This is a genomic window from Paraburkholderia sp. GAS32, assembly GCF_050434225.1.
Classification (GTDB): Bacteria; Pseudomonadota; Gammaproteobacteria; order Burkholderiales; family Burkholderiaceae; genus Paraburkholderia; species Paraburkholderia madseniana.
In genome coordinates, this window is the sequence record NZ_JBNPVS010000059.1 from 1 (window position 1) to 23,564 (window position 23,564).

The 23,564-nt window shown below is 59.0% G+C and carries 21 protein-coding genes and 1 pseudogene; 13 read left to right on the forward strand and 9 right to left on the reverse strand.

All coding sequences use genetic code 11. From position 1 onward, the window contains the following. Positions 1 to 407 precede the first annotated feature (407 nt). Both P3T25_RS41995 and P3T25_RS42000 read right to left on the reverse strand, forming a co-directional pair. Complete coding sequence (locus tag P3T25_RS41995; protein ID WP_171928927.1) at positions 408 to 866, reverse strand: MEKHLA domain-containing protein; 459 nt, start codon at positions 864 to 866, stop codon at positions 408 to 410. Positions 867 to 1,244: 378 nt separating this feature from the next. Next, positions 1,245 to 1,487: pseudogene (locus P3T25_RS42000) on the reverse strand (transposase); the annotation flags it as partial. 338 nt (positions 1,488 to 1,825) lie between these two features. On the opposite strand from P3T25_RS42000, the gene P3T25_RS42005 reads away from it, so the two are divergent. The 8 genes from P3T25_RS42005 (at position 1,826) to P3T25_RS42040 (ending at position 9,571) form a co-directional block, all read left to right on the forward strand. Further along, positions 1,826 to 3,004: a hypothetical protein gene (locus P3T25_RS42005; RefSeq protein ID WP_429363132.1), complete on the forward strand. Its 1,179-nt coding sequence runs from the start codon at positions 1,826 to 1,828 to the stop codon at positions 3,002 to 3,004. Positions 3,005 to 3,195: 191 nt separating this feature from the next. Next, positions 3,196 to 4,176: a chromate resistance protein ChrB domain-containing protein gene (locus tag P3T25_RS42010; protein WP_429363135.1), complete on the forward strand. Its 981-nt coding sequence runs from the start codon at positions 3,196 to 3,198 to the stop codon at positions 4,174 to 4,176. Continuing rightward, a complete protein-coding gene (locus P3T25_RS42015) occupies positions 4,173 to 5,357 on the forward strand; it encodes a chromate transporter (protein WP_429363137.1) in 1,185 nt (394 codons plus the stop codon). Before P3T25_RS42010 ends, P3T25_RS42015 begins: the two co-directional genes overlap by 4 nt. Positions 5,358 to 5,449: 92 nt before the next feature. Further along, a complete protein-coding gene (locus P3T25_RS42020; RefSeq protein ID WP_429363139.1) occupies positions 5,450 to 6,130 on the forward strand; it encodes a superoxide dismutase in 681 nt (226 codons plus the stop codon). A gap of 95 nt (positions 6,131 to 6,225) precedes the next feature. Then, on the forward strand, positions 6,226 to 7,269 hold the full coding sequence (locus tag P3T25_RS42025; protein ID WP_429363141.1) for a hypothetical protein: 1,044 nt from the start codon (positions 6,226 to 6,228) through the stop codon (positions 7,267 to 7,269). A 25-nt stretch (positions 7,270 to 7,294) separates the two neighbouring features. After that, a complete protein-coding gene (locus P3T25_RS42030; RefSeq protein ID WP_429363143.1) occupies positions 7,295 to 8,350 on the forward strand; it encodes a Cj0069 family protein in 1,056 nt (351 codons plus the stop codon). Between the two features lie 177 nt (positions 8,351 to 8,527). After that, complete coding sequence (locus tag P3T25_RS42035; RefSeq protein WP_154563889.1) at positions 8,528 to 8,944, forward strand: cupredoxin domain-containing protein; 417 nt, start codon at positions 8,528 to 8,530, stop codon at positions 8,942 to 8,944. A 177-nt stretch (positions 8,945 to 9,121) separates the two neighbouring features. Further along, positions 9,122 to 9,571: a hypothetical protein gene (locus P3T25_RS42040; RefSeq protein ID WP_429363145.1), complete on the forward strand. Its 450-nt coding sequence runs from the start codon at positions 9,122 to 9,124 to the stop codon at positions 9,569 to 9,571. Positions 9,572 to 9,845: 274 nt separating this feature from the next. Here the strand turns inward: P3T25_RS42040 and P3T25_RS42045 are convergent, their stop codons facing one another. Beyond that, the gene (locus P3T25_RS42045; protein ID WP_429363147.1) at positions 9,846 to 10,403 is read right to left on the reverse strand and encodes a hypothetical protein; all 558 of its coding nucleotides are present in this window, start codon (positions 10,401 to 10,403) and stop codon (positions 9,846 to 9,848) included. A gap of 372 nt (positions 10,404 to 10,775) precedes the next feature. Continuing rightward, positions 10,776 to 11,132: a hypothetical protein gene (locus tag P3T25_RS42050; protein WP_429363149.1), complete on the reverse strand. Its 357-nt coding sequence runs from the start codon at positions 11,130 to 11,132 to the stop codon at positions 10,776 to 10,778. A gap of 547 nt (positions 11,133 to 11,679) precedes the next feature. Between P3T25_RS42050 and P3T25_RS42055 the strand changes: the two genes are divergently transcribed. The 4 genes from P3T25_RS42055 to P3T25_RS42070 all read left to right on the forward strand — a co-directional run bounded on the left by P3T25_RS42055 (position 11,680) and on the right by P3T25_RS42070 (position 17,493). Beyond that, positions 11,680 to 13,650 carry an alkaline phosphatase family protein gene (locus P3T25_RS42055; protein ID WP_429363151.1) on the forward strand — a complete coding sequence of 657 codons (1,971 nt, stop codon included), beginning with the start codon at positions 11,680 to 11,682 and terminating at the stop codon, positions 13,648 to 13,650. Between the two features lie 308 nt (positions 13,651 to 13,958). Continuing rightward, positions 13,959 to 15,521 (forward strand): HAL/PAL/TAL family ammonia-lyase, encoded by a 1,563-nt coding sequence (locus P3T25_RS42060; RefSeq protein ID WP_429363153.1) that lies wholly within the window; start codon positions 13,959 to 13,961, stop codon positions 15,519 to 15,521. Positions 15,522 to 15,635: 114 nt separating this feature from the next. Then, complete coding sequence (locus P3T25_RS42065) at positions 15,636 to 16,472, forward strand: transporter substrate-binding domain-containing protein (protein WP_429363207.1); 837 nt, start codon at positions 15,636 to 15,638, stop codon at positions 16,470 to 16,472. Positions 16,473 to 16,563: 91 nt separating this feature from the next. Beyond that, complete coding sequence (locus P3T25_RS42070) at positions 16,564 to 17,493, forward strand: LysR substrate-binding domain-containing protein (protein WP_429363155.1); 930 nt, start codon at positions 16,564 to 16,566, stop codon at positions 17,491 to 17,493. 77 nt (positions 17,494 to 17,570) lie between these two features. Here the strand turns inward: P3T25_RS42070 and P3T25_RS42075 are convergent, their stop codons facing one another. Further along, positions 17,571 to 18,155, reverse strand: coding sequence for a TetR/AcrR family transcriptional regulator (locus P3T25_RS42075; RefSeq protein WP_429363157.1), 585 nt, complete (start codon positions 18,153 to 18,155; stop codon positions 17,571 to 17,573). Between the two features lie 217 nt (positions 18,156 to 18,372). Between P3T25_RS42075 and P3T25_RS42080 the strand changes: the two genes are divergently transcribed. Further along, the gene (locus P3T25_RS42080) at positions 18,373 to 19,149 is read left to right on the forward strand and encodes an SDR family NAD(P)-dependent oxidoreductase (protein ID WP_154563871.1); all 777 of its coding nucleotides are present in this window, start codon (positions 18,373 to 18,375) and stop codon (positions 19,147 to 19,149) included. A gap of 135 nt (positions 19,150 to 19,284) precedes the next feature. Here the strand turns inward: P3T25_RS42080 and P3T25_RS42085 are convergent, their stop codons facing one another. The 4 genes from P3T25_RS42085 to mmsA form a co-directional block, all read right to left on the reverse strand. Continuing rightward, complete coding sequence (locus P3T25_RS42085; protein ID WP_429363159.1) at positions 19,285 to 20,346, reverse strand: maleylacetate reductase; 1,062 nt, start codon at positions 20,344 to 20,346, stop codon at positions 19,285 to 19,287. A gap of 38 nt (positions 20,347 to 20,384) precedes the next feature. Next, positions 20,385 to 20,681, reverse strand: a complete 297-nt coding sequence (locus P3T25_RS42090) for a Dabb family protein (protein ID WP_054033905.1) — start codon at positions 20,679 to 20,681, stop codon at positions 20,385 to 20,387. Between the two features lie 139 nt (positions 20,682 to 20,820). Further along, positions 20,821 to 22,029, reverse strand: coding sequence for a multiple monosaccharide ABC transporter permease (mmsB, locus tag P3T25_RS42095; RefSeq protein ID WP_154563865.1), 1,209 nt, complete (start codon positions 22,027 to 22,029; stop codon positions 20,821 to 20,823). Then, positions 22,022 to 23,560: a multiple monosaccharide ABC transporter ATP-binding protein gene (mmsA, locus tag P3T25_RS42100; RefSeq protein WP_266260366.1), complete on the reverse strand. Its 1,539-nt coding sequence runs from the start codon at positions 23,558 to 23,560 to the stop codon at positions 22,022 to 22,024. The genes mmsB and mmsA overlap by 8 nt, the downstream gene beginning before the upstream one ends. Between the last annotated feature and the right edge of the window lie 4 nt (positions 23,561 to 23,564).

A 23,564-nucleotide genomic window follows, 5' to 3' on the forward strand; every position in this document is an offset into this window, starting at 1 on the left:
TCAAATTCATCGATCTCTTCTGTCATTGCGATCGCCCGCAGTCTCTATTACTTCATACTACCAGGTATCGCTTTTTATTGACACAGTAAGACTAGCAGCTTGTTGAAAAACTTCGTGCCACCGTCATTCGAGCACGAGCGGTGAGGGGGACATCATGCGTTCGGTACTGTCGTGACTTGCAGTCATTTCTGAGCGTCATACCCTCCGATTTTCGGCGATCTTCGCGAAGGTATCGAATGACTGAAACTGGGCCGCGTGCTGCCTAATGCATGAGGTATCGTTTCCGTGCCGCGCAATGCGGCGACCGACAGCGGGCGACGGCAGATTCAACCGCCGTTCAGACTACCTTCTTCGAAACGACTGTTTTCAAGCAGCAACTGCGGCTCGTCCCAGATTGATATGCGCGATCAAAGGTCGTGCGTGCTCGGGATGACAACCGCTTGGCCGTGCAGTTGACCGTTCGTGTCGAGAAGCTGCCACAGCGTGGCTTCCTCGATCATGAAGCGCTGGCCCGACTTGGTGATACGCACACCCTTGTAGCCCGCCTCGTAGCCGAGCCGCTGTACGCGTGCGAGAAATTGCTGCCGCTCCTCGCGATTCGGAGCCTCGGCCGAGAGTCGGGACGGCAGTCGGGTGATTTCATCCCAGCTATATCCAAAGCGGCGTTGCGCGGCCTTGTTGCCGTATATAAAGAGCGGGTCGGGATCGGTGTTGTGCGCGAGTACCGCGAACGGGGCATGCTCATAGAGCCATTCGGTAGCTTCGGCCAGGGGCATGGCCTGTTGCACCAGGGGCCGACCAAGTAGCCGGGCATAGCTGTCGGCAAGGAGCTGATAGAAAGCTAGATCGCGGTGGAGTGGGATCATCTGGGGCATTTCGACGGAGATCGTGGGGTCTGTGCGACGGCGGTGGCGCTCACGATACAGCATTGGCGGCGAAGGTTTCCAGCTTCCCGGCGTACTGCGGCGGCATAGGGCGGTGATTGATCAATCGCCGGAAAATTGTGACGGACACTCCACGGTCCGATGCGCGCGCGACCGAGGATCGCTGCTGGCCGCGTCTGCCTAACGCATGAGGCATCGTTTCCCGTGGTGCGCGATGCAGCGACCGGCAGCACGCGACCGAGGGTGTGTGGAAACTCGATTTTCGCGGCTGAGGGCGAGGTTCGCGGTCGGGTCAATCAAGTTAGATACGTCGAGCTTGCGCTATTCGAGCAATGCGAGCGCAAGAAGCCCTTCAGGGCCTCAGCTTCCAGCCATCCTCATTGCCTTCATTGTCCTCGCAACCCCAAGTATATTCATGACTCGCTTGAGGTTGTATGCCAGTACCTGAAGGCTCATTTCGGTGCTCACCCGCCCGAGCGTCCGGGTCTGGAAGTGTGTGGCACCCATCCAGTGCTTGAGCGTGCCGAAGACGTGTTCAACGATGCTTCTTCGGATGGTCATCGCATCAGGCTTCCGGTCAAGCCGACGCTGCAACTGCTTCAACTCGAACGGACTAGCGTGCCATGACAGGCCACCCCGTGTGGCCGGTCACGCTGGAATATTTGTTCCTGCCAGCCGTTTACTGCGCACGGACGATCCCATTCCGTTATGCCTGAACCAGGCCTCGATTGCCACGCACCCGCCGGCAAGGGTCTGCGCTTGCCTGTTTGCAGGATTCGCCCCGCCGTTGCCGACGCTGCGCGACGCGCGTTCGAGTTGCAGGACAGCGGTGCTGGTTGCCGTCTCGTGGGCACGGGCGAAATTCGCTAGCGGCGGCCGGCACGCACTGCGCGCAGCGACAACAACGCGCCCGCCCCGCGGCCTTCTTGGAGATGCCAGTCATGAACCCCGTCATAAACGGCTTCAATCCGACAATCGACCAGCAACCCTGCCAGCGCGGTGTCCGTGCAAAAGACCGCACGCTGAAACACCTGCTGCTGGCTGCCCTATACGGCGCCAGTCTCGCGCTTTCGGCAGCGGGCTCCGCCCTCGCCGACGAGCTCACGCCGCTGCTCCCGCCGTCGTTCGTCACCTCGACGACGATACCGGCCAACGGTGATGTCAATCCGTACGGCGTCGCCTTCGTGCCCGACGGATTTCCCCGCTTCGGCACCATCGCCGCAGGCGACCTGCTGATCTCGAACTTCAACAACGCGCAGAACGCCCAGGGCACTGGCACGACGATCGTCAAGATCGTGCCGAACAACCAGCCGGCCACGACGTTCTTCCAGGGCGCCCCGGGGCTTGGCCTGAGCACCGCGCTCGGTGTTCTCAAGGGCGGCTTCGTGCTGGTCGGCAGCGTACCGACCACGGATGGCACCTTCAATACGATCCAGCCCGGCGTGCTGCTGGTGCTGAACCGAACCGGCAACATCGTCGCGCAATGGACGCCTGCGATGGCGAAGATCGACGGACCCTGGGATCTGACGATCTTCGATCAAGGCGACCGTGCAAAGGTGTTCGTATCGAACGTGCTCAACGGGACGGTTGTGCGCCTCGATGTGAGCGTCGACGACAACGGCGTTCATCTCAACCACGCGACGCAGATCGCCTCGGTTTACCCGCATCGCAGCGATTCCGCGGCACTGGTCGTAGGCCCGACCGGACTCGCCTACGACCCACAGCGCGACGTACTCTATGTCGCGTCCACCGTCGATAACGCGATCTTCGCGGTATTCGATGCGGGCAAATCGCAGCACGACGGTGGCAAAGGCGTGGTGATCTATGCGGACAACGCACATCTCCACGGCCCGCTCGGGCTAACCCTCGGACCGGACGGCCATCTGTTCGTCGCGAACGGCGATGCGATCAATAGCGATCCGAAGCAGCCGAGCGAAATCGTCGAATTTACGCCGCAAGGCCGCTTCGTCGCGCAGCTTGCCGTCGACCCGGCCCAAGCCGGTGCCTTCGGACTGGCGTTCTCGCAGCCGCGTCATGAGTTCGTGCGCTTTGCGGCGGTCGACGACAACACAAACAGCGTGACGGTCTGGAACGTGCCTTTCGAGAATGGTGGGCAATAACGGGCGTTGGAATGACGTGCAAAGCGCTCGGAAGCGACTTCATGAAATCAGGTCTTTCGCCGGTGGCTGGCATGCGACTGCCAGCCACTGCGCGCCTCGGCGCGTCGATTCCATTACCCGCAATCCGACGCCGGCCGACGCTTAAAAAAAATAATTTGTAAAGTACGCTACACACATGTAGTTTACTTTACATGACTACCTTGACCACGTGGGCCGTACTGGTCCTGACCTTTCCGACTGAGAACGCTACCGCGCGGATGCGGGCATGGCGGGCGCTGAAAGCGAAGGGGGGCGCCGTCCTGCGTGACGGCATCTACCTGTTGCCGCACACCGCGGAGCGCGAAGACATGCTGCGCGAACTCACCGGCAGCATTGACGAAGCCGGTGGCACTGCGCATCTGCTGCGGGCGCAAAGTCTGGACTCGTCGCAGGAAGCGGACTTTCGCGCACTGTTCGACCGGAACGACGATTACAGGACCTTTGTCGCGTCACTGGGCGCCGCGCGGAAGACGCTCGGAGGCCAGGCACCAGCGGAAGTCACCCGCCTGATGCGTCGCCTGCGCAAGGACTATGACGCGATCCGGACGGTCGACTATTTCCCGGGCGCCGCTTTGACCGACGCTGAAATCGCCTGGGAAGACTTTGTAGCGCTCGCGGATACGGTCCTGTCGCCAGGTGAGCCGCATGCGGCCGAGCGGGCCATCCGGCGGTTACGGCGCGACGAGTACCAGGCCCGCACGTGGGCAACCCGGCAACGGCTATGGGTCGATCGCGTCGCGAGCGCATGGCTGATCCGTCGCTTCATCGATCCGCAGGCACGCTTCCTTTGGCTCGTGTCGCCGGAAGCCTGCCCGTCGGATGCACTCGGCTTCGACTTCGACGGCGCGGCCTTCACACACGTGGGCGAGCGCGTGACGTTTGAGGTGTTGGTTGTGAGTTTCGGCCTCGACGAAGACGCGGCGCTTCTTCGGCTCGGTGAACTGGTGCATGCGCTCGACGTGGGCGGCGCACCGGTACCAGAAGCAATCGGCTTCGAAGCGGTGATGGCCGGCGCGCGGCTACGCGCATTGGACGACGATCAACTGCTCGACGAGATGAGTCGCGTGCTGGATTCGATCTACGCGCACTTCACGGCAAGCACAAAAAACACCGACGCAGGGGGCCGGTCATGAACACCACGGCGGCGACCGCGCCGGGCTACACCCTCTGGCAGTTGCTCTTTTACATGCTTCGCCTCGGCACCTTCGGTTTTGGCGGGCCGGTGGCGCTGGTCGGCTACATGCACCGTGACCTGGTCGAACGTCGGTGCTGGATCAGCGAGCAGGACTACAAGGAGGGGTTGGCGCTGGCTCAAATGATGCCAGGCCCTCTTGCGGCACAACTCGGCATTTATCTCGGATACGTGCATTACCGGGTCCTCGGTGCAACGGTGGCCGGTATCGCTTTCGTCCTGCCTTCGTTCCTGATGGTTGTGGCGCTCGGCTGGGCCTACGCTCAGTATGGCGGCCTCTCCTGGATGCAGGCAGTCTTCTACGGCGTGGGGGCCGCCGTGGTCGGAATCATCGCGATGAGCGCGTACAAGCTGACCAGGAAGACCATCGGCAAAGACAGACTGCTGTGGGCGATATTCCTGACGCTCGCGGTCGTCACCGTGGTCACCCAATCCGAGATCGCATGGCTGTTTATCGCGGGTGGCCTGATCAACTGGTTCTGGCGTGCGCCGCCGAAGTGGTTTGGCAAAGGCGGACTGAATGCGCTTGCCGTTGCGCAGGCGCCCGGTATGAGCGGCGTCCTCAGTGGTCTTGATCTGCCACTGCTCGGCCAGATCGGCCTTTTCTTCGCCAAGGCCGGTGCGTTCGTGTTCGGCTCGGGACTCGCAATCGTGCCTTTCCTCTACGGCGGCGTCGTGACCGAACATCACTGGCTCAACGACAAGCAGTTTGTCGATGCGGTGGCCGTCGCAATGATCACGCCGGGGCCGGTCGTCATCACGGTCGGTTTCATCGGTTATCTCGTCGCCGGATTTTCGGGCGCCTGCGTCGCCGCACTCGGGACTTTCCTGCCTTGCTATCTGTTCACGGTGCTGCCGGCGCCGTACTTCAAGAAATACGGCAAGTTACCGGCCGTCAAGGCGTTCGTCGATGGCATTACTGCGGCGGCCGTGGGCGCAATCACGGGCTCAGTCATTGTCATCGCGCGGCGCTCGATCGTTGACTGGCCGACTGTCATGCTTGCTCTTGTGACGCTCGTGTTGCTCTGGCGATTCAAGAAGCTGCAGGAGCCGGTAATTGTCGTTGCGGCTGCCCTGTTTGGCCTCGCTGTCTATCCGCTTATCCATTCGCACGCCATCTGATCGCCCGCGCGTGCGCGCATTCTACGAGGATCGTATTCATGGCCACACGTCGTACCTTCCTGCAAGACACCGCCGCGGTCGGCGCTGGAATCATGCTGGCCCAGGCACAATCGGCACGTGCCGCAGAAGAGCTCGGTTACACCGACAAGCTCACAGACGCGGACGGCAAGTATGCCGCTGCACCGCTGCCATTCGCCTACGATGCGCTTGAACCGGTTATCGATGCGCGCACCGTCGAACTGCACTACAACTTTCACCACAAGCCCGCGGTGGCTGCCGCGAACAAGGCTGAAGACAGCTTGGCGAAAGCCCGGGACTCAAACGACTTCGCGCTGGTGAAGTTCTATGAGAAAGAACTGGCCTTCCAGCTATCGAGTCACATCCTGCACACCATTTACTGGACCAGCATCTCGGGTACAGGCGGTGAACCGAAGGGCGATCTGGCAAAAGCAATCGACAGGAATTTCGGCTCCTATGCGAAGTTCAAGGCGCAACTGCTTGCCGCGACGATTGCTGTAGAAGCATCCGGCTGGGGGGTTGTTGGCTACCATCCCGCGACGGGCAAGCTCATGATCCTCCAGTGCGAGAACCATCAGAAGCTGACCGCCTGGGGTATCCAGCCCATCCTCATCCTCGACGTTTTCGAGCACGCGTACTACCTGAAGTACCAGAACCGGCGTAACGAATACGTCAACCAGCTGTTTAGCCTCATCAACTGGGACAACGCCGCCATGCGGATGCAGGCAACGTTGCCTGGGCGGAGGCTGACGTGAACTGGATGATGCGTGAGGCTGGCGAAGACGACGATTGAACGAGCGCCGCTTGCGGATCGTCGTTGCACGGTGAACACACTGATGAAACTCGCATCATGAATGCACTTTGGACTCGGCCTGCTGCTCGTTGGCTGCTTTCTGCCGCGTGCGCTATTGTTGCCGCGTTGGGGGTCGTGATGTTCTCCGCGTCAGGTGCGGATGACGGTCTTGAAATGGGCGACCTGCCGTTGAAACAGATCGCCGACATTCCGCTGGGCGGACGACCGACCCGACTCGATTACGCAAGCCTTGACCCGCACCGTCATCTGCTATTCATTGCCCATCTGGGCGAAGGCGAGGTGGTCGCGTTTGACACGCGCGCAGCGCGCGTAATCGCCCGGATTCCAGACGTGGCCTCAGTGCATGGCGTGCTGGCGCTTCCGGAATTGTCACGCGTGTATGCGTCGGCCACCGGTTCAAATGAGATCGTCGCGATTGACGAAGCCACACTAAAGATCACCGCGCGCATGCCGGGCGGCAGGTACCCGGACGGAATTGCCTACGCGCCCGATGCGCACAAGCTCTATGTGTCCGACGAAACGGGCGAAACCGAGACTGTGATCGACGTTCGCTCGAACACGCGGATTGCAACGATCCCGCTCGACGGTGAAGTCGGCAATACCCAGTACGATCCGGTCTCCCGGCACATCTTTGTGAATGTGCAATCCCGGCAGCAACTGGTCGAAATCGACCCGGCCAACGACCGGATCGTAGCGCGCATCGATCTGCCGGGCGCGCGGGGCAATCACGGACTGCTGATCGAACCGCAGCAACGGCTTGCTTTCATCGCGTGCGAAGGCAATGACAAACTGCTGGCGCTCGACATGCGGACGATGCGCGTCAAGTCGTCCTTCGATGTCGGTCGGGATCCGGATGTCCTGGCCTTCGATCGGCAACTGCATCTGCTCTACGTCGCCGGTGAGACTGGCATCGTCTCGATGTTCAAAGCCGACGCGGGCAACGTGTCGAAGATTGGTGACGGCCGCATTGGCCCCAATGCGCACGTCGTCGCGGTGGATGACTCGACGCATCGCGCTTACTTCCCGCTCAGGAACGTTCAGGGGCAGGCGACGTTGCGCATCATGGCGCCTCAAGGCTGAGGCCGTGGCGAGTGCGGAGGATGAGATGAGTCAAACTGAACCGGCCAAGGTGGCCGTACTGTGGCGCGGCGATCATGAGGCGCGTAAAAGTGCGACACCGGCGAATAATCGCTTTTATCGCATCTTCGAAGAACTGACGGCGATCGGCATCGCGGCTCAACCCGCCGTCTATTCCGACGAGATGGTGGACGAAGTGCGTGAACAACTCCTGAATGTCGATGGCGTACTGGTATGGGTCGACCCGATTCACGATGGGCAGACCCGAGTCGCTCTCGACGCGATGTTGCGGGAGGTGGCGTCGCGCGGACCCTGGGTCAGCGCCCACCCTGACGTTATCTTGAAGATGGGCGTCAAGGAGGTTCTACATCGCACCAGGCATCTCGGCTGGGGCACGGATACCCATGTCTATCGCAACAAACCTGCGTTCCAGTCCGAGTTCCCGTCCCGGCTTGAATCGGCAGGACCGCGCGTGCTCAAACAAAATAGGGGCAATGGAGGTCAGGGGGTCTGGAAGGTCGAGCAAATCTCGCCGCCGGGCAGCGATACCGTATTGGTTCGAGTTCTGCATGCACGCCGAGGGAGTGTGCCGCAAGAGATAGCGCTTCACGAATTCATGGCGCGTTGCGAGGCATACCTCAGGCCCGACGGCTGCATTGTCGACCAACCCTTTCAGTCACGCCTGCCCGACGGCATGATTCGCTGCTACATGGGAAGAGAGAAGGTTGTTGGATTTGGACACCAGTTGATCAAGGCGCTGATACCGCCACCACCGGAAGGACCCGACTCTGACGCTGCGCAGCCCGGGCCACGTATCATGCACCCCGCCTCGGCTGAGCCGTTCCAGGCCTTGAGAGCGAAAATGGAACTCGAATGGACGCCGCAAATGATGAACGTCCTGAACATCGACAGCGCTTCGCTGCCGATTATCTGGGATGCTGACTTTCTTTATGGGCCGCGCACCGAATCGGGCAAGGATACCTACGTACTCTGCGAGATCAACGTCAGCTCGGTTTTCGCCATACCAGACCAGGCACCGGCAGCCATTGCTCGCCTGGTGAACGAACGTCTGCGAAAAAAATAGACCTCGATCTGAGGTTCCGGCGAAGTACGAGCAGCATGATTTGCATTGCGTCGGGCGGAGGTGGGATCGGTTAGCGACCGACACGAAAATAGTTCTCGGACACGGGAATAAGCCCGCGGCGCCGGCCGTTTTATTTCTGTAGTGTTGATACGCGCGGTATTCGTAGAGGAAAACGTCATGTTCTCAAGCTCACGCACCGCAGTCTTCCTTGGCGTGGCCGCACTCGGCCTCGTTTGCAGCCCCAGTTACGCAGAGCAGACCATAAAAGCCACGCTGCTCACGAACACGATCCAGCTCAATGCAAGTGACGTTAAGGCAGGCAAAGTCACGTTCGAGGTAAGCAACGCGCCGGACACCGGTATGACGCATGAGTTCGTCGTTCTTAAAACAGACCTGGCCGCCGATAGGCTGCCAGTTAAAAATGGACAGGTGTCGGAGAGTCAGTTCAAAAAAATGGGAGAGGTGGAGGACATCGACCCCGGCAAGAGCAAGCGTTTGACGCTCAAGTTGGCACCCGGCCGCTACGTAGTAATCTGCAACCGGCCAGGCCACTACTCGATGGGCCTGCATACGTCTTTGCTCGTCACGCCCTGACCGGCTTGGGTCATGCGTTTTTTGACGCACCACGTTTCACTGACCCAGATGAGCTTGGCGACCTCGTTTTGTCACGCGCGGTAACGAATTTCCGCTGCACGCTCCCCGGACAAGCGTGCCTCGCCGTGGTCTAAATCTTTAGCGGAGTCGTTCCGCCACATTAGATGAGGTCTTACCGTGCAGCACATGATTTTGCCCCATTTGACAGGGGTATTTGCAGCCGCATTGCTGGGCGGCTGTGCCGTGGCGCCTTACGACACATCGATGAATTCCTGTGATCAGGAGTACATGATGACCAATCCTGCGGGCGCTGAATATTACTGCGGTCCCGCCTATGGGTACCCCCTGTACGAACGAGGTTTTTTCGGCTTTGTCGATATTGACAACTTTCATCGTCACCACCACGACCACGACCACGACCACGACCACGACTTCGATTTTCATCGCGGCCATGACCATGATCGTGACTTTCATCACGGCGGCGCAATGGTTGGCCGCGGCCACGGCGAAGCGCACGCCGAAGGCCACGGCGGCGGGCACGGCGGCGGGCACGACTCAAGTGGTTTCGGCAGCGACTTTCAGCCGTCGGGAGCGAGCGGATCGCACGGGGGTGGTCCGCGTAAGTAACCGGAATCACGCAACGGACCGCACCTCCACAATCTTCCGCTCGAACGACTCCGATCCCGGTCTACGTTTTGTCGGACCACCGCTTTTTAGCGGCACGCTCTGGTCTTTCTAGAGATCTCGCGTGGGTGGATCGCAGTAATACCAGGAGGCGCTGTACTGGCCCGGGCCGGCTGAGGGCTACCCTTGTTCGACGTAGTTCGCCGGCGCGGCGTGAGCGGTCACGTTGGACGATCCCATATGAGCGTTGCGAGAGGCGCACATAGGAAAAGTTGGACTAGCGCCGATGCATTCCGCCGGACCCATTCATACCGCCGAATCCATGCATTCCGCCGGACCCATGCATGCCGCCGGACCCATGCATGCCGCCGAATCCCCTCGTACCACCGAAGTTATGCATACCACCGCCCGGGAACGGGCCGCGGTGAAAACCCGTTCCGTTTGGTGCAAAGCGAACGTGACCCATCTGATGAAAGTGGTCAAAGTGATGGAAGTGATGGAAACGGTCGACAAAGATAAAGCTCACGCCCGCGCCAATGAATACGGGCGGCCCCCACCACCAGGGGTCGGAATAGGGATAGGCCGCGGCGGGGTACCACAGCACGCTGCCATCCTGGCTTTGAACAATCTGCCAGGTCCCATCACTTTGCAGGCACGCACGTCCGACGACCTGCTGCATCGTCCCATCGATTTCCGCCTGCCCGACAACAGCTCGGCAATTCGTGCTGTCCATGCTGTCGGCCGGCACCGGTTGCTCGTCATACGTTTGCGCGAGTGCAGGCGCAGCGAAGCCGAGACAGACGAGCAATGTCCCGAAACGAAGCAGTTTGTTCATGATGTATGGCCACATGAATCCCCGACGTTTTCGACGTCGTGTCGTCGGCGTCACCCAGCACATCGGTGTGCTTGCGCAAATTCACGTCGCAGGCATGGCCGCGATAGGGGCCTGCCGCTCGGGACGTGGTTGCCTGACGAGTAAACGATGGAACATGCCGGCTTATTCCAGCAATACTTGTTCTCTGGCGCTTTTGAATTCCGTCATTCGAGTGCGCAGCCAGGGCAATGGTGACGATCTGCCGGATGGATCTAACAATCGCGCGTGTGGTGAATACGATGTGAGGAATCGCTGGCAGCAGCCGACTTATCAGTCAATTGCATCGATGGCTAACCATCGGAAGACGGCTGCCGCTCCGCTCCCGTCGCGCTTTCAATCATGGTCGTCATTTGACCGCCTGTCCGACGAACTCTTCAGCTCTTTATCCCCTGATTTCTTCGTTCGATGCAGCGAGTTTCCGATCTGTCCGGTGACATCCTGGATAGATGAGCGCATGTACCAAGGCCACCAGGCCAGATGCCAGAACCACAGGCATGCTCCGCGGTATCCCCGGAGCAACACACGGTTTATGCCAGTCGCAGGAAAGCTTTCAAGGCTGCGATGGCCGAGCGCCATCACACCAATCGTCATCCAGACAACCGCGATGACGAGGGTCGGAAGCGACAGAACGCATGCGGCGACAAATATCGCAAGCGGCAAACAGATAGTGAGTGGCGAGCGGGTTTTCATTTTGCTTTCGCCCCTATATAACGGATCTTATTATTCTAGATTAGTGTATTTCGGAGGTATTAACCGCCAGGGTTTTGTACCATCGCTGAACCCTAACGCCGACCGTCAAATCGCAGAATAGTCTGCGGTTTGAACACCCAAAGTGTGATTCATAGTCAGGCTCTAACCCACGAAGTGCCAATGCTTACGTGGAAAGCATGAAGTTTTGCATGCACGAAAATCGCCCCGAAACGCCGCCGGCGGTCATAGCCAAGCTAAAGACATGTGAAAACATGACACCGATTTATGTTGAAGCGACGAGCTAACCGCAATGAACAATGATGTGCTCGCTGCCTTTGCCACGGGCGAATTATGCAATGTGAATCACAGTGAAAGTAATTCGTTGGCAAATTCACATGCCAGCGACTTTTTTTTGTCCCCGTATTGTCATTCCCTCCCTATAATTTCTTCCCGTCGTAACGCTTTGTAATGGAGGCAGCGTCCCCACGCAGGGAGCTGCCCGTCGTCGCCACACGCCACATTACCGCTTGCTCGTCCGAGTAACGTCATGGAGGCGTTCGTGAAAAAAATTGCCAATGTAATTAGTACACCAATATTTAAAAACGGCTTGCTTTGCGGCGCCGTTTCCGTCGCGCTTGCCGCGGCTATCTGGCCGACCGTCGCGCAAAGCCAGCAGCAGGCCGCGATAGCGGCTGCGACAGTGAACACCGCGTCGCCGATCAAGCATGTCATCGTGGTGGTCGGCGAGAACCGCACGTTCGATCACGTATTCGGTGCTTACACGCCACGCCAGGGGCAGACAGTGGCGAACCTGCTGTCGAAGGGCATCATCACGGCCGACGGCCGCCCGGGTCCGAACTTCGCGCTGGCCGCGCAATACACGGCTAGTGCCACGGACCCGAAGCGCTTCGAGATGGCGCCTGGCGGCAAGCAGCCGTATACAGTGCTGCCGGCGCCGAATACCGGCTCTACGGCAAGCACGCCGAGCGATACCAGTCCGCCGCCGTTCGCCACGCTCACCGCGGCGCAGACCGCCGAAGGCGCGATGATGGAGCCTTGGGATGTCGTGCATTTGACCACCGGCGCGAGCGGCTTGCCGACGCATAGCGTCGATACGCGCTTCGGCTCGAACACGTATAACCTGCCGAACGGACCGTATCAGATCTCGCGCGTCGGTCCCGACTATGACCAGTACATCAACAGCCCGGTGCACCGCTTCTACCAGAATTGGCAAGAGGCCGATTGCAGTCTCGATCACGCCACGCTCGATAATCCGAGCGGTTGTCAGATGGATCTGTTTGCGTGGGTGGAGACATCGGTGGGCGCCGGTTCGAACGGCAAGCCGCGGCCCGCGAACTTCAACGATGAGACGACCGGCGAAGGAGCGACCGCGCTCGGCTATTACAACGTGAATACCGGCGACATGCCGTACTTCACGCATCTCGCGCGCCAATTCACGATCAGCGACAACTATCACCAGCCGGTGATGGGCGGCACGGGCGCTAACAGCATCATGATCGGCACCGCCGATGCGCTCTACTACACGGACGGCAACGGCAATGCCACGAAGCCGCCGGCGGATCAGATCGAGAATCCGCTACCGCAGGCAAACACCAACAACTATTACACGCAGGACGGCTATTCGGGCGGCACGTACAGCAACTGCTCGGACAGTCATCAGCCCGGCGCCGGCGCGCTGCGGCAGTACCTGAACCGCCTGCCGTACAAGCCGGACGCGAAGTGCGCGCCGAACACGTATTACCTGCTGAACAACTACAACCCAGGCTACAACGGGGACGGCACGGTCAATACGAGTACGTTCACGATCCCGCCGTCGCCGGTGCGGACGATCGCCGATACGCTGATCGAAAAGAACATCTCGTGGAAGTACTACGGCGAAGGCTGGAATACGTTTGTGACGACGCCGGCCACGAGTGTCTACTGCAATATCTGCAACCCGTTCCTGTATGAAACCGCGATCATGACGAACCCCGCGCTCGTCAAAGCGCACCTGCAGGACACGACCGATCTGTACGCGGACATCGCGAACGGCACGCTGCCCGCGGTTTCGTTCGTGAAGCCGGGCGGTCTGCTCGACGGGCATCCGGAGTCGTCGAAGTTCGGACTCTTTGAATCGTTCGTGCACAAGCTGGTCGACACGGTGCAGCGTGACCCGAGCCTGTGGGCTTCGACAGCGATTCTTGTCACGACCGACGAAGGCGGCGGCTACTACGACTCAGGCTACATCCAGCCGCTCGACTTCTTTGGCGACGGCCCGCGCATTCCGATGATCGTCGTGTCGCCATACTCTCGCGGTGGCCGCGTCGTGCACCAGTACGGTGATCACGCGTCGATCGTGAAGTTCATCGACCGCAACTGGCATTTGAAGCCGATCACGGAAAGAAGCCGTGACAATCTGCCGAATCCGATCCAGTTGCAGACGCATCCGTATGTGCCGGTCAATGCGCCTGCAATCGACGACCTGTTCGACGCGTTCGAGTTTCCGCGCACGCCGTAACGGTGTGACATGGACGGCAGAGCCGGACCGGCTCTGCCGATCTCAAGGATCGAGTCTTTCTGACACCCTCAAAAAATCCGAGAAAATAGTTTTCTCGGATTAAACAGAAATCGCCCTTTATAAAGTCAAATTAAACACGAAACAAAAATCCGACTTTAGAAAAACTAAACACGGAACTCAAATCAAATCGTTTGTGTGTCACCCCCACCGACGCTACTCTGCCCTGCAATGATCTCCGGCAAACATCACGCTTTGAAGCGGATTTTGCCTCCCACTTCATTTCATGCATTCGGCAGAGGAAATTCAGAATGAGTCTGGCGCACATCGAATCTCGACCCAGCAAGATATCCGAAGTTCAGCTCGGGGAATCCGATATTTCAATCGAGCAATTCATTGCCGTAGCCCGACATGGCGCACAGATAAAGTTTTCGCCCGTCTATCGCGAGCGCGTGTTGAACTCGCGCCGCCTGGTCGATCTCTTTCTGAGCCAGAACCGGCTTGTCTATGGGGTGACGTCTGGCTTTGGCGCAAATTCGACACGCGTCATCAGCCCGGACGACGCCGAGCAGCTTCAGCGAAATATCGTGCGCTCCCATGCCGTCTCGGTCGGCGAACCGCTGCCGCGTGAAGTGGTCCGAGCCACCCTTTTGATGATGCTGATCAGCCTCGGCAAGGGTTATTCCGGCGTAAGCCTCGAATTGCTGCAGCAAATCGCCGGACTGCTGAACAACGACATCACGCCGTTCGCGCCGGGCGACGGATCGGTCGGTTATCTCGCGCCCGAGGCACATATGGCGCTTGTGCTGATCGGCGAAGGAGAAGCTTTCTATCGCGGTGAACGCGTGAGTGGCGCCGAAGCATTGGAGCGAGCGGGGCTGAAGCCGCACTCGTTGCGCTGCAAGGAGGGGCTTTCGCTCACCAACGGCACTACCTCAGTGACCGCGATCGGGATGCTCGCGCTTTACAACGCGCTCGAGCTTTCGAAGGTTGCGGACATCGCCGCATCAATGTCCCTGCAGCCGCTCAAGGCCACCACGCGCTCGCTGGATGCCCGGTATCACTCCGTCAAGAAACACGTCGATCAGAGGAACACGGCCGACAACATCCGGCGGCTCCTCGCCGGAAGTGCGCTATGCGATCGCTTTACCGATTACCGGCTGCAGGACGCCTACAGCCTTCGCGGCATTGCTCAGGTACATGGAGCGTCCAAGCGGGCGATCAAGAACGCGTACGACGCGATTCTCGATGAAGTGGGGTCGTGCGGCGACAACCCCGTCATCCATCCCGACGCCGAGGATGGTACCGCGATATCCGGTGCCAACTTCGATGGTACGTTCGTCGGCATCGCGTGCGATCTCCTTTGCATCTCCATGACCACGCTCGCGAAGATCTCGGAGCGCAGGACGGACCGTCTCGTCAACCCGTACTTCAGCGAACTGCCTGCGTTCCTCGCGAAGGATCCCGGGCTGAACAGCGGTTACATGATCATTCAGTACACGGCGGCCGGCTTGCTGGGCGAGATGCGCACCCTTGCTCAACCAGCAAGCGTCGACAGCGTGCCGACGAGCGGCAACCAGGAAGACCCCGTGAGCTTCGCTTATCACGCGGCACGAAAAGCCTACACAACTTCGCAGAAGTTGCAGCACGTGCTGGCGATCGAACTGCTCACCGCCGCCCAGGCGCTGGACTTCTTCGATCCAGCCGACGCCTCACCGGCAACCGCGGCGGTGTATGCGCGAATTCGACAGGTTGCCCCGACAGCAGAAGGCGATCGGTTTTTCTATCCGGACATGATGGGCGTCCACCGGCTCGTCGAACAGGGCGACTTGCTGAGCATCGTGGAAAACATCGCCGGCACCTTGCACAACTGAAGCCGGTAGCGCCAGCAATGCCGCGAACTGTGGCGATCCGAGTATTTTCAATCCAAGCACAACCTTGATTCGACACTATAGAGGTGTAATGCGAATGCGATTTCAACAAGAGTCCTGAAGACTTCTCTCGTCACCTTTCTCGGCGTGCTGGCACTGGCAGGAAACGGCGCTCAAGCAAAGGAATGGAAGACCGTGAAGGTCGCCCTGGAAGGCAGTTATGCTCCATGGAATCTGACCTTGCCGAATGGCAAAATCTCGGGATTCGAACCGGAATTACTCGACAATCTTTGCAAGCGGGTCAACCTGCAATGCGAGCCGGTCGCCCAGGACTTTGACGGTCTCATTACCGGCCTGCAGGCCGGCAAATTCGATGCTGTGATGGATGCCCTTGCAATCACACCCGAACGTCAGCAGGTCATTGCCTTCTCCAAGCCCTACGCTGCAACGCCGGCCGCGTTCGCGACAGTAGATGGGCACGGATTGGCGAACACGACAGGAAAAACCTCTTCGCTCAAGCTGACTGGCGACCCCAAAACCGACAGCCCCATGATCGCCCCGCTGCGCGATCAGCTGAAAGGGAAATCGATCGGCATTCAATCCGGCACGGTGTACACCAAGTTCATCAACGACAACTTCAAGGACATCACTTCCGTACGCCTCTACAAGACCTCGGCCGAACGTGACCTCGACCTGGTCAACGGACGCGTCGACATAGCCTTCGACGACGTCACCTACTACGCCGGAATCGCCGACAATAAAGACACCTCCCGAATCCGGATCGCCGGACCAACCATCGGCGGCGCGGTTTGGGGGCCGGGAGAAGGTCTTGGGTTTCGCAAACAGGATACGGATCTGAAAGCAAAGTTTGACGCAGCCATCACGGCAGCACTAGCGGACGGTACCGTGACGCGCTTGTCGGAAAAGTGGTTCAAGACCGATGTGAAGCCGTAAGCGTGCGGCATTGCATGACGCCGTTGCGCGTCGAGGCGGAGATCAGTCTTTGCTAGACTGGCTTCACGATGGCATTTGCCAGGTCAACGACATGAACCGCCTTCCTCCTCTTCGAGCCTTGCAGATATTCGATGCCGTCATTCGTTACGGAGGCGTCGTAGCCGCCGCCGAGGCGCTTCACGTGACGCCCGGTGCGATTAGTCAGCAGATTCGCGTCCTTGAAGACTTTCTCGGGGTCGCGCTTTTCGAGCGGGAGAACACGGGCCTGCGACCGACCCCGCTCTGCGAGCTGTACCACTCGCATATCTCCCGGGGGTTCGAGTGCTTTCATAGCGCCCAGGCGGCGCTCAAGGCGCAGACGGGCCGTCGGCTCACCCTGATGACATTTCCGTCCGTGGCGACCCATTGGCTTGCCTCCAGATTGGACACGTGGCACACCATCTGCCCTCACGTGCAGGTCCATGTCGAGGTCGTCGACCACGAAACCAGTATCGCCGCGCGAAGTGCCGACGTCCGGTTAACGTATGGGGCACTCCCGACTGACGGAACGCCCTATCACGTCGTCTTTACGGACAGGGTTGCACCCGTGTTCGCACCCTCGCTGCTGCAGGCGGAAAAACCAATCTCGCAACCGGCGGATATCTTGCGATACCCGCTGATTCACGTCGAGTGGGGATGGGCAAACATGTCACCCCCAACGTGGGGACACTGGTTGCATGCGGTTGGCGTGGCTCTGCCCGATGGCTTGGCGCCACTCACTTACTCCGTTTCCGGCATGGCAATCGATGCGGCAATTCGGGGAAGAGGCATTTCGTTGGGACAGGGCTTTTTTGCCATTGATAGCATCAAGCGACACGAACTCGTCGCGCCGTTCAAGGTCGCCCTACCCATGCCGTTCCCCTACTTCATTTGCTGGAAGCGAACTGCGGCAGACTCCCCTGCAACCAGGCAATTTCTCGACTGGCTAATTGCCGAAGCCGAGCAGACGGGACGCGACATTAAAGCCATGTTTGGTGAGTGAATCGTCGATCCTCACCGAACAACGCCGGTACCGCTCCGGGCTATGGCGAATGCCATAGCGCCCGTCGCAAGTAACACTCAGCCAACCGGCGATGAGTCGCGACTCATAACCAGAACGAGCGACTCGGAGAGAATCGATTTCGCCAGTCTGTCGTCGTCAACGGCGCGCGCAAGCGTAATGGCCCCCACGATGGTCGCGACGATACCCAGGCCAGCCTCTTTGCTATCACTGGGTATAGCGTGCGCTATTCGTGACGCCAGTTTGCGCACGTAACCCGTGAGCTGTTCCCTGACATCCGGATTTGCATGGCGCGCTTCCCCGGCGAGCGCACACAGCGCACATCCATTGCCGGGATTCTTCACGTGACGCTCATTGAGGAAGGCCTCGGCAATAGCCTGCAGAGGCGTTTCCCCACGCTTTGCCGCACCGCTTGCGATAGAAGCCATGCGCTTCTCGCTCTGACTCACCGCGTGCTCGAGCGCCTCCAGGATCAACGCATCACGCGACGAAAAATGGCCATAAAACGCACCGTGCGTCAGCCCCGCGCTGCGCATGCACTCGGCGACGCCGAGCGCCTCGATGCCGTGTTCGCGAATCTGTCGTGACGCGTTCTCCAGAACCCGCTGCCTGCTCTCAGCCTTTTGTGCCTGCGAATAACCCATTTTTCCGCCTCATCACGCTTGACAAACTGCATGATGAGCATAATACTGAATTTCTGCATGATAATCAACATACAGAATGAGATGTTGACAACGTTCATGCCAGCTTGGATGCAGCGGCTGTCCTGCGCTGCTTAACAGAGATTTTTTCGAGGTTTTTGCGCCGTCAGCAGATGCGGCTTGGGACGTGATCTCGCGGCGTAATACACAGGAGAAGGAAATGCGTTTTACCGGAAAGACAGCGCTCGTCACTGGCGGCAACAGCGGCATTGGCTTTACTACAGCGAAGCTTTTGATCGCCGAAGGCGCCCGTGTTGCGATTACCGGCCGCGATCGCGCAAAACTGGATCAGGCAGTATCCGAGCTCGGCGAAAACGCGCTTGGCATTCAGGCCGATCTCGATGATGAAACCGCGATCGAGTCGACGTTCAAGCAGATCCAGGCAGCATTCGGGTCCCTGGACATCGTCTTCGCCAACGCCGGAATCTCCGGTCCGACGCCGCTCGGCGGCACGACCGCTGCTGCATTTGAGGCGATTCTTCGCACCAATCTCACCGGTGTGTTTCTCACGGTTCAATCGGCCCTGCCGTTGATGAGCGCCGGAGGCTCGATCGTATTGAACGGTTCCGTGATGCGCGAGCTGGGCTCGCCCGGGTCGGCCGCTTATTCCGCAACGAAGGCGGGCGTCACCGGCATGGCAAAGGTGTTTGCGTCGGAACTCGTGCAGCGTGGCATTCGTGTCAACACCGTGATTCCCGGCGGCACACGCACACCGATCTGGACGCGCGGCGCACGGGCCGGCGCAACGCTCGACGCGACCGAAGAAGCGTTGGCACCGCGCGTTCCGATGGCTCGCCTCGCTGCACCTGAAGAAGTTGCCAAGGCCGTGCTTTTCCTCGCGTCCGACGATGCTTCGGGAATTACTGCGGCGGAAATCGTCGTCGACGGCGGCACGATCGGTGCGCCGTGGGGAGCGCCTATGTTCCGCAAGGGGTGAGGGCACTCGACTTTCCGCCAGCGGAGTCGACCAGCCTAGGACCGTGACGCGCAGTCCTAGGCTGCCGGCTAGTTTGCTACCGCCAGATCGAAGGCTCGTTCCCGCGGACCTCCTGTGGGCGCCCCTTTCCGACGGCTACACGGACGGACGAGCGCCCTCCCAGGCACGCTGTAGCAGTGCTCTAAGCGGCCCCTCCTCAATCGGTCGCGGATTCCAGTATGGATTCGACAATGCCACCTTGCATGCGTGATCCAGGTCGGCCTCGCCCAACCCAATCTCGCGAAGCCCTCGCGGAACGCCAAGTTCTTCATTGAGTTGGTAAAGGCCGTCTGGCGCTGAATCTACGTTCAACGCCCTGGCGATTCGGCCCATCGCCTCATCCGCAACGGTACTGTTATAAGCGAGAGAATGAGGCAGAACGATTGCGTGAGTCTCAGCATGAGGGAGGTTAAATGTTCCACCCAAGGTGTGGCACAGCTTGTGATGAAGAGCCATGCCAACATTGCCGAGCACCATTCCGCACAGCCACGCACCATACAGGCACTCGCTACGCGCCGCTTTATCCTTGCTGTTCTTCTTCAAGCCACGCAGGCCGTTGGCGAGTGAGCGAATGCCTTCCTCCGCCATAAGCGACATGACGGGATTTCCGTCCTGTGCGTACAGTCCCTCGGCAGCATGAGCGATAGCGTTGAGACCGCTGACAATCGAGAGGCGAACCGGGAGCCCGATGGTCAACTCCGGGTCGTACAGGACGGTCTTGGGAATGACCTTGGCATCGCGACCGGTTTTCTTCAGCCCGTTTTCAGTTATCCCGTAGATAGGAGTCATCTCCGAGCCAGCATACGTCGTAGGTATCGCGATAATCGGCAACGAAGATTCGAGCGCAATCGCCTTGCCGAGTCCAATCGTCGAACCCCCACCAATAGCCACAGCACAGTCTGCGTCGACCGACTTCGCGTGTTCGCGCGCGCGGCGAGCGTTCTCGATAGGTACGTGCATCTGGGCGCCGTCGAAGACGCCTGCGCTCGCAGGTCCAAGAAGAGACGAAACCACTTCAGCCTGAGCCTTTTGCTCGGGCGTGCAAAGAACCAGCGCCCGGCGAGCACCCAACGTCTCCACTTCCTGTTGAATCAGCTTCATGCTTCCAGCACCGAATACGACTCTCGACGCCTGCGTGGTATAGGTAAACTCATACATGAGATTAGCTCCCTGTGTGGTCAAACGGTACAGCTCGCTTAGATGTAGTCGACCTGGTGGCGAGCGATACGAACGTCACCCACGATCTGCTTCACTCGCAGATGCTCAGGGTGCGACGCATACGCGTCGAGCGACTCCTGGCTTTCGAACTCTGTGTACAAGACTACGTCGCAGGCATAATCCACGGCGCTTACATCCAGCCCGACCTCCAGCCTGGTAAGTCCGGGAATCTTTCCGCTCAGACTCTCGAACGCAGTCTTTACGAGCACAGCGGATTCCTTCTTTTGCTCGGGAGTCTCACCGCGAACGTTCCACATCACGATATGCTTGACCATATTCGATTCCATTAGTGTTGCTTATTACCAGGCCAAATGTTCGAGATGCAATCTCATGACTCAAGTATGCATGTCAGTTGGGCCTCGCCACGCACCAAGCCCCGCTGAGTTCTAAATCCGGTCTGCCATAGGAAAGTAGTTACGCTTTGTTCTTGTTGTACACGTCGACGAACACGGCCGCGAGCAGAACGATGCCTTTGATCACCTGCTGATAATCCACGCCGATGCCCATAATGGACATGCCGTTGTTCATCACGCCCATGATGAAGGCGCCGACGACCGCTCCGACCACCTTTCCGACACCACCGGAGGCGGAAGCGCCGCCGATGAAACACGCTGCGATGACGTCGAGCTCGAATCCCGTGCCAGCCTTCGGCGTTCCACTATTCAGACGTGCGGCGAAGATCAGACCTGCCAGCGCAGCAAGGACACCCATGTTCACAAAGGTCAGGAAGCTCACTGCCGGAACGCTGACACCCGACAATCTCGCTGCCTTTGCATTGCCGCCAACCGCGTAGATACGTCGACCGATCGTGGTGCGATTCATGATGAACGTGTACACACCAATCAGCACAGCCATGATGACGAGCACGGTAGGCAGGCCACGATAGGATGCAAGCAGGTAGCAGAAGAACACTATCAGTGCCGTAAGGACGAGATTCTTCGCCACGAACATCGAGAACGAGCCACTCTCGACGCCATGTTTCGCCGCGCCGGCGCGATGCCGAAGCTCAATCGCGAAAAAAAGCGCGCCGACAAACGCGCCAAGGACTATCGAAGTGATGTGAAGTGCCTGTCCGTGAAAAAGGTCCGGGATAAAACCCGAACTCACGGCGCCGAATGCATCAGGGAACGGGCCGATGGACTGACCTTGCAGAACGAGGTTTGTCATGCCGCGGAAAACCAGCATGCCGGCCAGCGTCACGATGAACGAAGGCATCCGCCAGAACGCAATCCAGTAGCCTTGCACAGCGCCGATCAGCGCGCCGGCCGCAATACAGATGATGGTTGCCCAGATATAGTTGACCTCGAACTGCACCATCAATACTGCCGCCAACGCGCCCACCAAACCGGCCGTTGAACCGACGGACAGGTCGATGTGGCCTGAAACAATCACCATCAGCATGCCAAGGGCCATGATGACGATGTAGCTGTTCTGAAGCACCAGATTGGTCAGATTGAGCGGTTGCATCAATACGCCGCTCGTCGAGACCTGAAAGAAGACCATGATGATGACGAGCGAAATGAGCAGTCCATACTCGCTGCCAATACGCTTCACCACACCCAAAACTTCGCTTTTCTTAACCTCGGCGCCTTCGGCGACCACTGGAGAGAGTGCCTTACGCATTTTCGATGCCTCCATTTCGCATAATCGCCCGCATAATCTTTTCCTGCGAGACTTCTTCTGCGGTGAATTCGCCGACAAACCGGCCTTCGTTCATGACGTACACGCGGTCGCACATACCAAGCAGTTCGGGCATTTCCGAGGAAATCATGACCACACACTTACCTGCTGCAACCACCTGATTGATGATGTTGTAAATCTCGTACTTCGCTCCCACATCGATACCTCGGGTGGGCTCGTCGAGAATCAGTACCTCGGGTTCAGAGAACAGCCACTTGCTCAACACCACCTTCTGCTGGTTTCCACCCGACAGGTTGCCAACCACGTGGGTAACGCCTTGAGCGCGGATCCGGAGCTTCTTTAGAAAATCGGTCGCAACCTTTATCTCCTCGTGCTCGTCGACGACGCCAAATCTGGAGACCCCGATCAGGTTCGCCAGCGTGATGTTTCGCTTGATGTTGTCGTCAAGGAGCAGACCGTTGCCTTTCCGGTCTTCTGTCACGTAGGCGATGCCCGCCTTGATGGCCTTCTGTACCGACGAAACGTCGACCTGTTTTCCGTGCATCAGCACCTGGCCCGTGATGTCCTGACCATACGTGCCGCCGAAGACGCTCATGGCGAGCTCCGTACGCCCAGAACCCATCAGCCCTGCGATGCCAACGATTTCGCCCTTGCGCGCTTCCAGATTGACGCCTTTGATGACGGCACGGTCCCTCTGCGTGGGATGCTGGACACGCCAATCCTTCACTTCAAAAATGACTTCGCCGATGTTTGGCGTACGTGGCGGGTACCGGTCAGACATCTCGCGGCCGACCATCGCCTTGATGATTCGGTCTTCGCTCACGCTCTCGGCTTTGCAGTCGAGGGCGTCGACCGTCGAGCCGTCACGGATAACGGTGATTCCATCCGCAACGCGCGAAATCTCATTCAGCTTGTGCGAAATGATGATTGACGTCACACCGCGCGACTTGAGTTCGAGCAGAAGACTAAGCAGTGTGTCGCTGTCTTTTTCATTCAGGCTTGCGGTGGGCTCGTCGAGAATCAACAGGCGAACCTCTTTAGACAATGCCTTTGCAATCTCGATGAGTTGCTGCTTGCCAATCCCAAGCGTGCCGACCGGTGAATCTGGCGAGTCTGAGAGGCCGACCTTCGCCAGCAACGCCTTTGCCTTCGCACGCGACACCTGCCAATCGATGACGCCGCGCTTCGACTGCTCGTTACCCAGATAGATGTTCTCGGTAATCGAGAGCATCGGTACGAGGGCCAACTCCTGGTGAATGATGATGATTCCGACTGCCTCGCTATCGGAAATATCGGCGAATGCCCGCTCCTGACCGTCGTAAAGGACGTCGCCAGAATAAGAGCCGTGCGGATAGACCCCACTGAGGATCTTCATCAGGGTCGATTTTCCAGCGCCGTTTTCTCCGCAAATGGCGTGAATCTCGCCCTGACGGACCCTCAGATTGACGTTATTCAGGGCTTTGACAGCGCCAAAGCTTTTCTGAATTCCGCGCATCTCCAGAATGGTATCCATGGTC

Bases quoted from the DNA above. Each gene is read 5' to 3' on its own strand.
- P3T25_RS41995 (WP_171928927.1), bottom strand. From the start codon at position 866: ATGATCCCACTCCACCGCGATCTAGCTTTCTATCAGCTCCTTGCCGAC.
- P3T25_RS42005 (WP_429363132.1), top strand. From the start codon at position 1,826: ATGAACCCCGTCATAAACGGCTTCAATCCGACAATCGACCAGCAACCC.
- P3T25_RS42010 (WP_429363135.1), top strand. From the start codon at position 3,196: ATGACTACCTTGACCACGTGGGCCGTACTGGTCCTGACCTTTCCGACT.
- P3T25_RS42015 (WP_429363137.1), top strand. From the start codon at position 4,173: ATGAACACCACGGCGGCGACCGCGCCGGGCTACACCCTCTGGCAGTTG.
- P3T25_RS42020 (WP_429363139.1), top strand. From the start codon at position 5,450: ATGCTGGCCCAGGCACAATCGGCACGTGCCGCAGAAGAGCTCGGTTAC.
- P3T25_RS42025 (WP_429363141.1), top strand. From the start codon at position 6,226: ATGAATGCACTTTGGACTCGGCCTGCTGCTCGTTGGCTGCTTTCTGCC.
- P3T25_RS42030 (WP_429363143.1), top strand. From the start codon at position 7,295: ATGAGTCAAACTGAACCGGCCAAGGTGGCCGTACTGTGGCGCGGCGAT.
- P3T25_RS42035 (WP_154563889.1), top strand. From the start codon at position 8,528: ATGTTCTCAAGCTCACGCACCGCAGTCTTCCTTGGCGTGGCCGCACTC.
- P3T25_RS42045 (WP_429363147.1), bottom strand. From the start codon at position 10,403: ATGAACAAACTGCTTCGTTTCGGGACATTGCTCGTCTGTCTCGGCTTC.
- P3T25_RS42050 (WP_429363149.1), bottom strand. From the start codon at position 11,132: ATGAAAACCCGCTCGCCACTCACTATCTGTTTGCCGCTTGCGATATTT.
- P3T25_RS42055 (WP_429363151.1), top strand. From the start codon at position 11,680: ATGGAGGCGTTCGTGAAAAAAATTGCCAATGTAATTAGTACACCAATA.
- P3T25_RS42060 (WP_429363153.1), top strand. From the start codon at position 13,959: ATGAGTCTGGCGCACATCGAATCTCGACCCAGCAAGATATCCGAAGTT.
- P3T25_RS42070 (WP_429363155.1), top strand. From the start codon at position 16,564: ATGAACCGCCTTCCTCCTCTTCGAGCCTTGCAGATATTCGATGCCGTC.
- P3T25_RS42075 (WP_429363157.1), bottom strand. From the start codon at position 18,155: ATGGGTTATTCGCAGGCACAAAAGGCTGAGAGCAGGCAGCGGGTTCTG.
- P3T25_RS42080 (WP_154563871.1), top strand. From the start codon at position 18,373: ATGCGTTTTACCGGAAAGACAGCGCTCGTCACTGGCGGCAACAGCGGC.
- P3T25_RS42085 (WP_429363159.1), bottom strand. From the start codon at position 20,346: ATGTATGAGTTTACCTATACCACGCAGGCGTCGAGAGTCGTATTCGGT.
- P3T25_RS42090 (WP_054033905.1), bottom strand. From the start codon at position 20,681: ATGGTCAAGCATATCGTGATGTGGAACGTTCGCGGTGAGACTCCCGAG.
- mmsB (WP_154563865.1), bottom strand. From the start codon at position 22,029: ATGCGTAAGGCACTCTCTCCAGTGGTCGCCGAAGGCGCCGAGGTTAAG.
- mmsA (WP_266260366.1), bottom strand. From the start codon at position 23,560: ATGGATACCATTCTGGAGATGCGCGGAATTCAGAAAAGCTTTGGCGCT.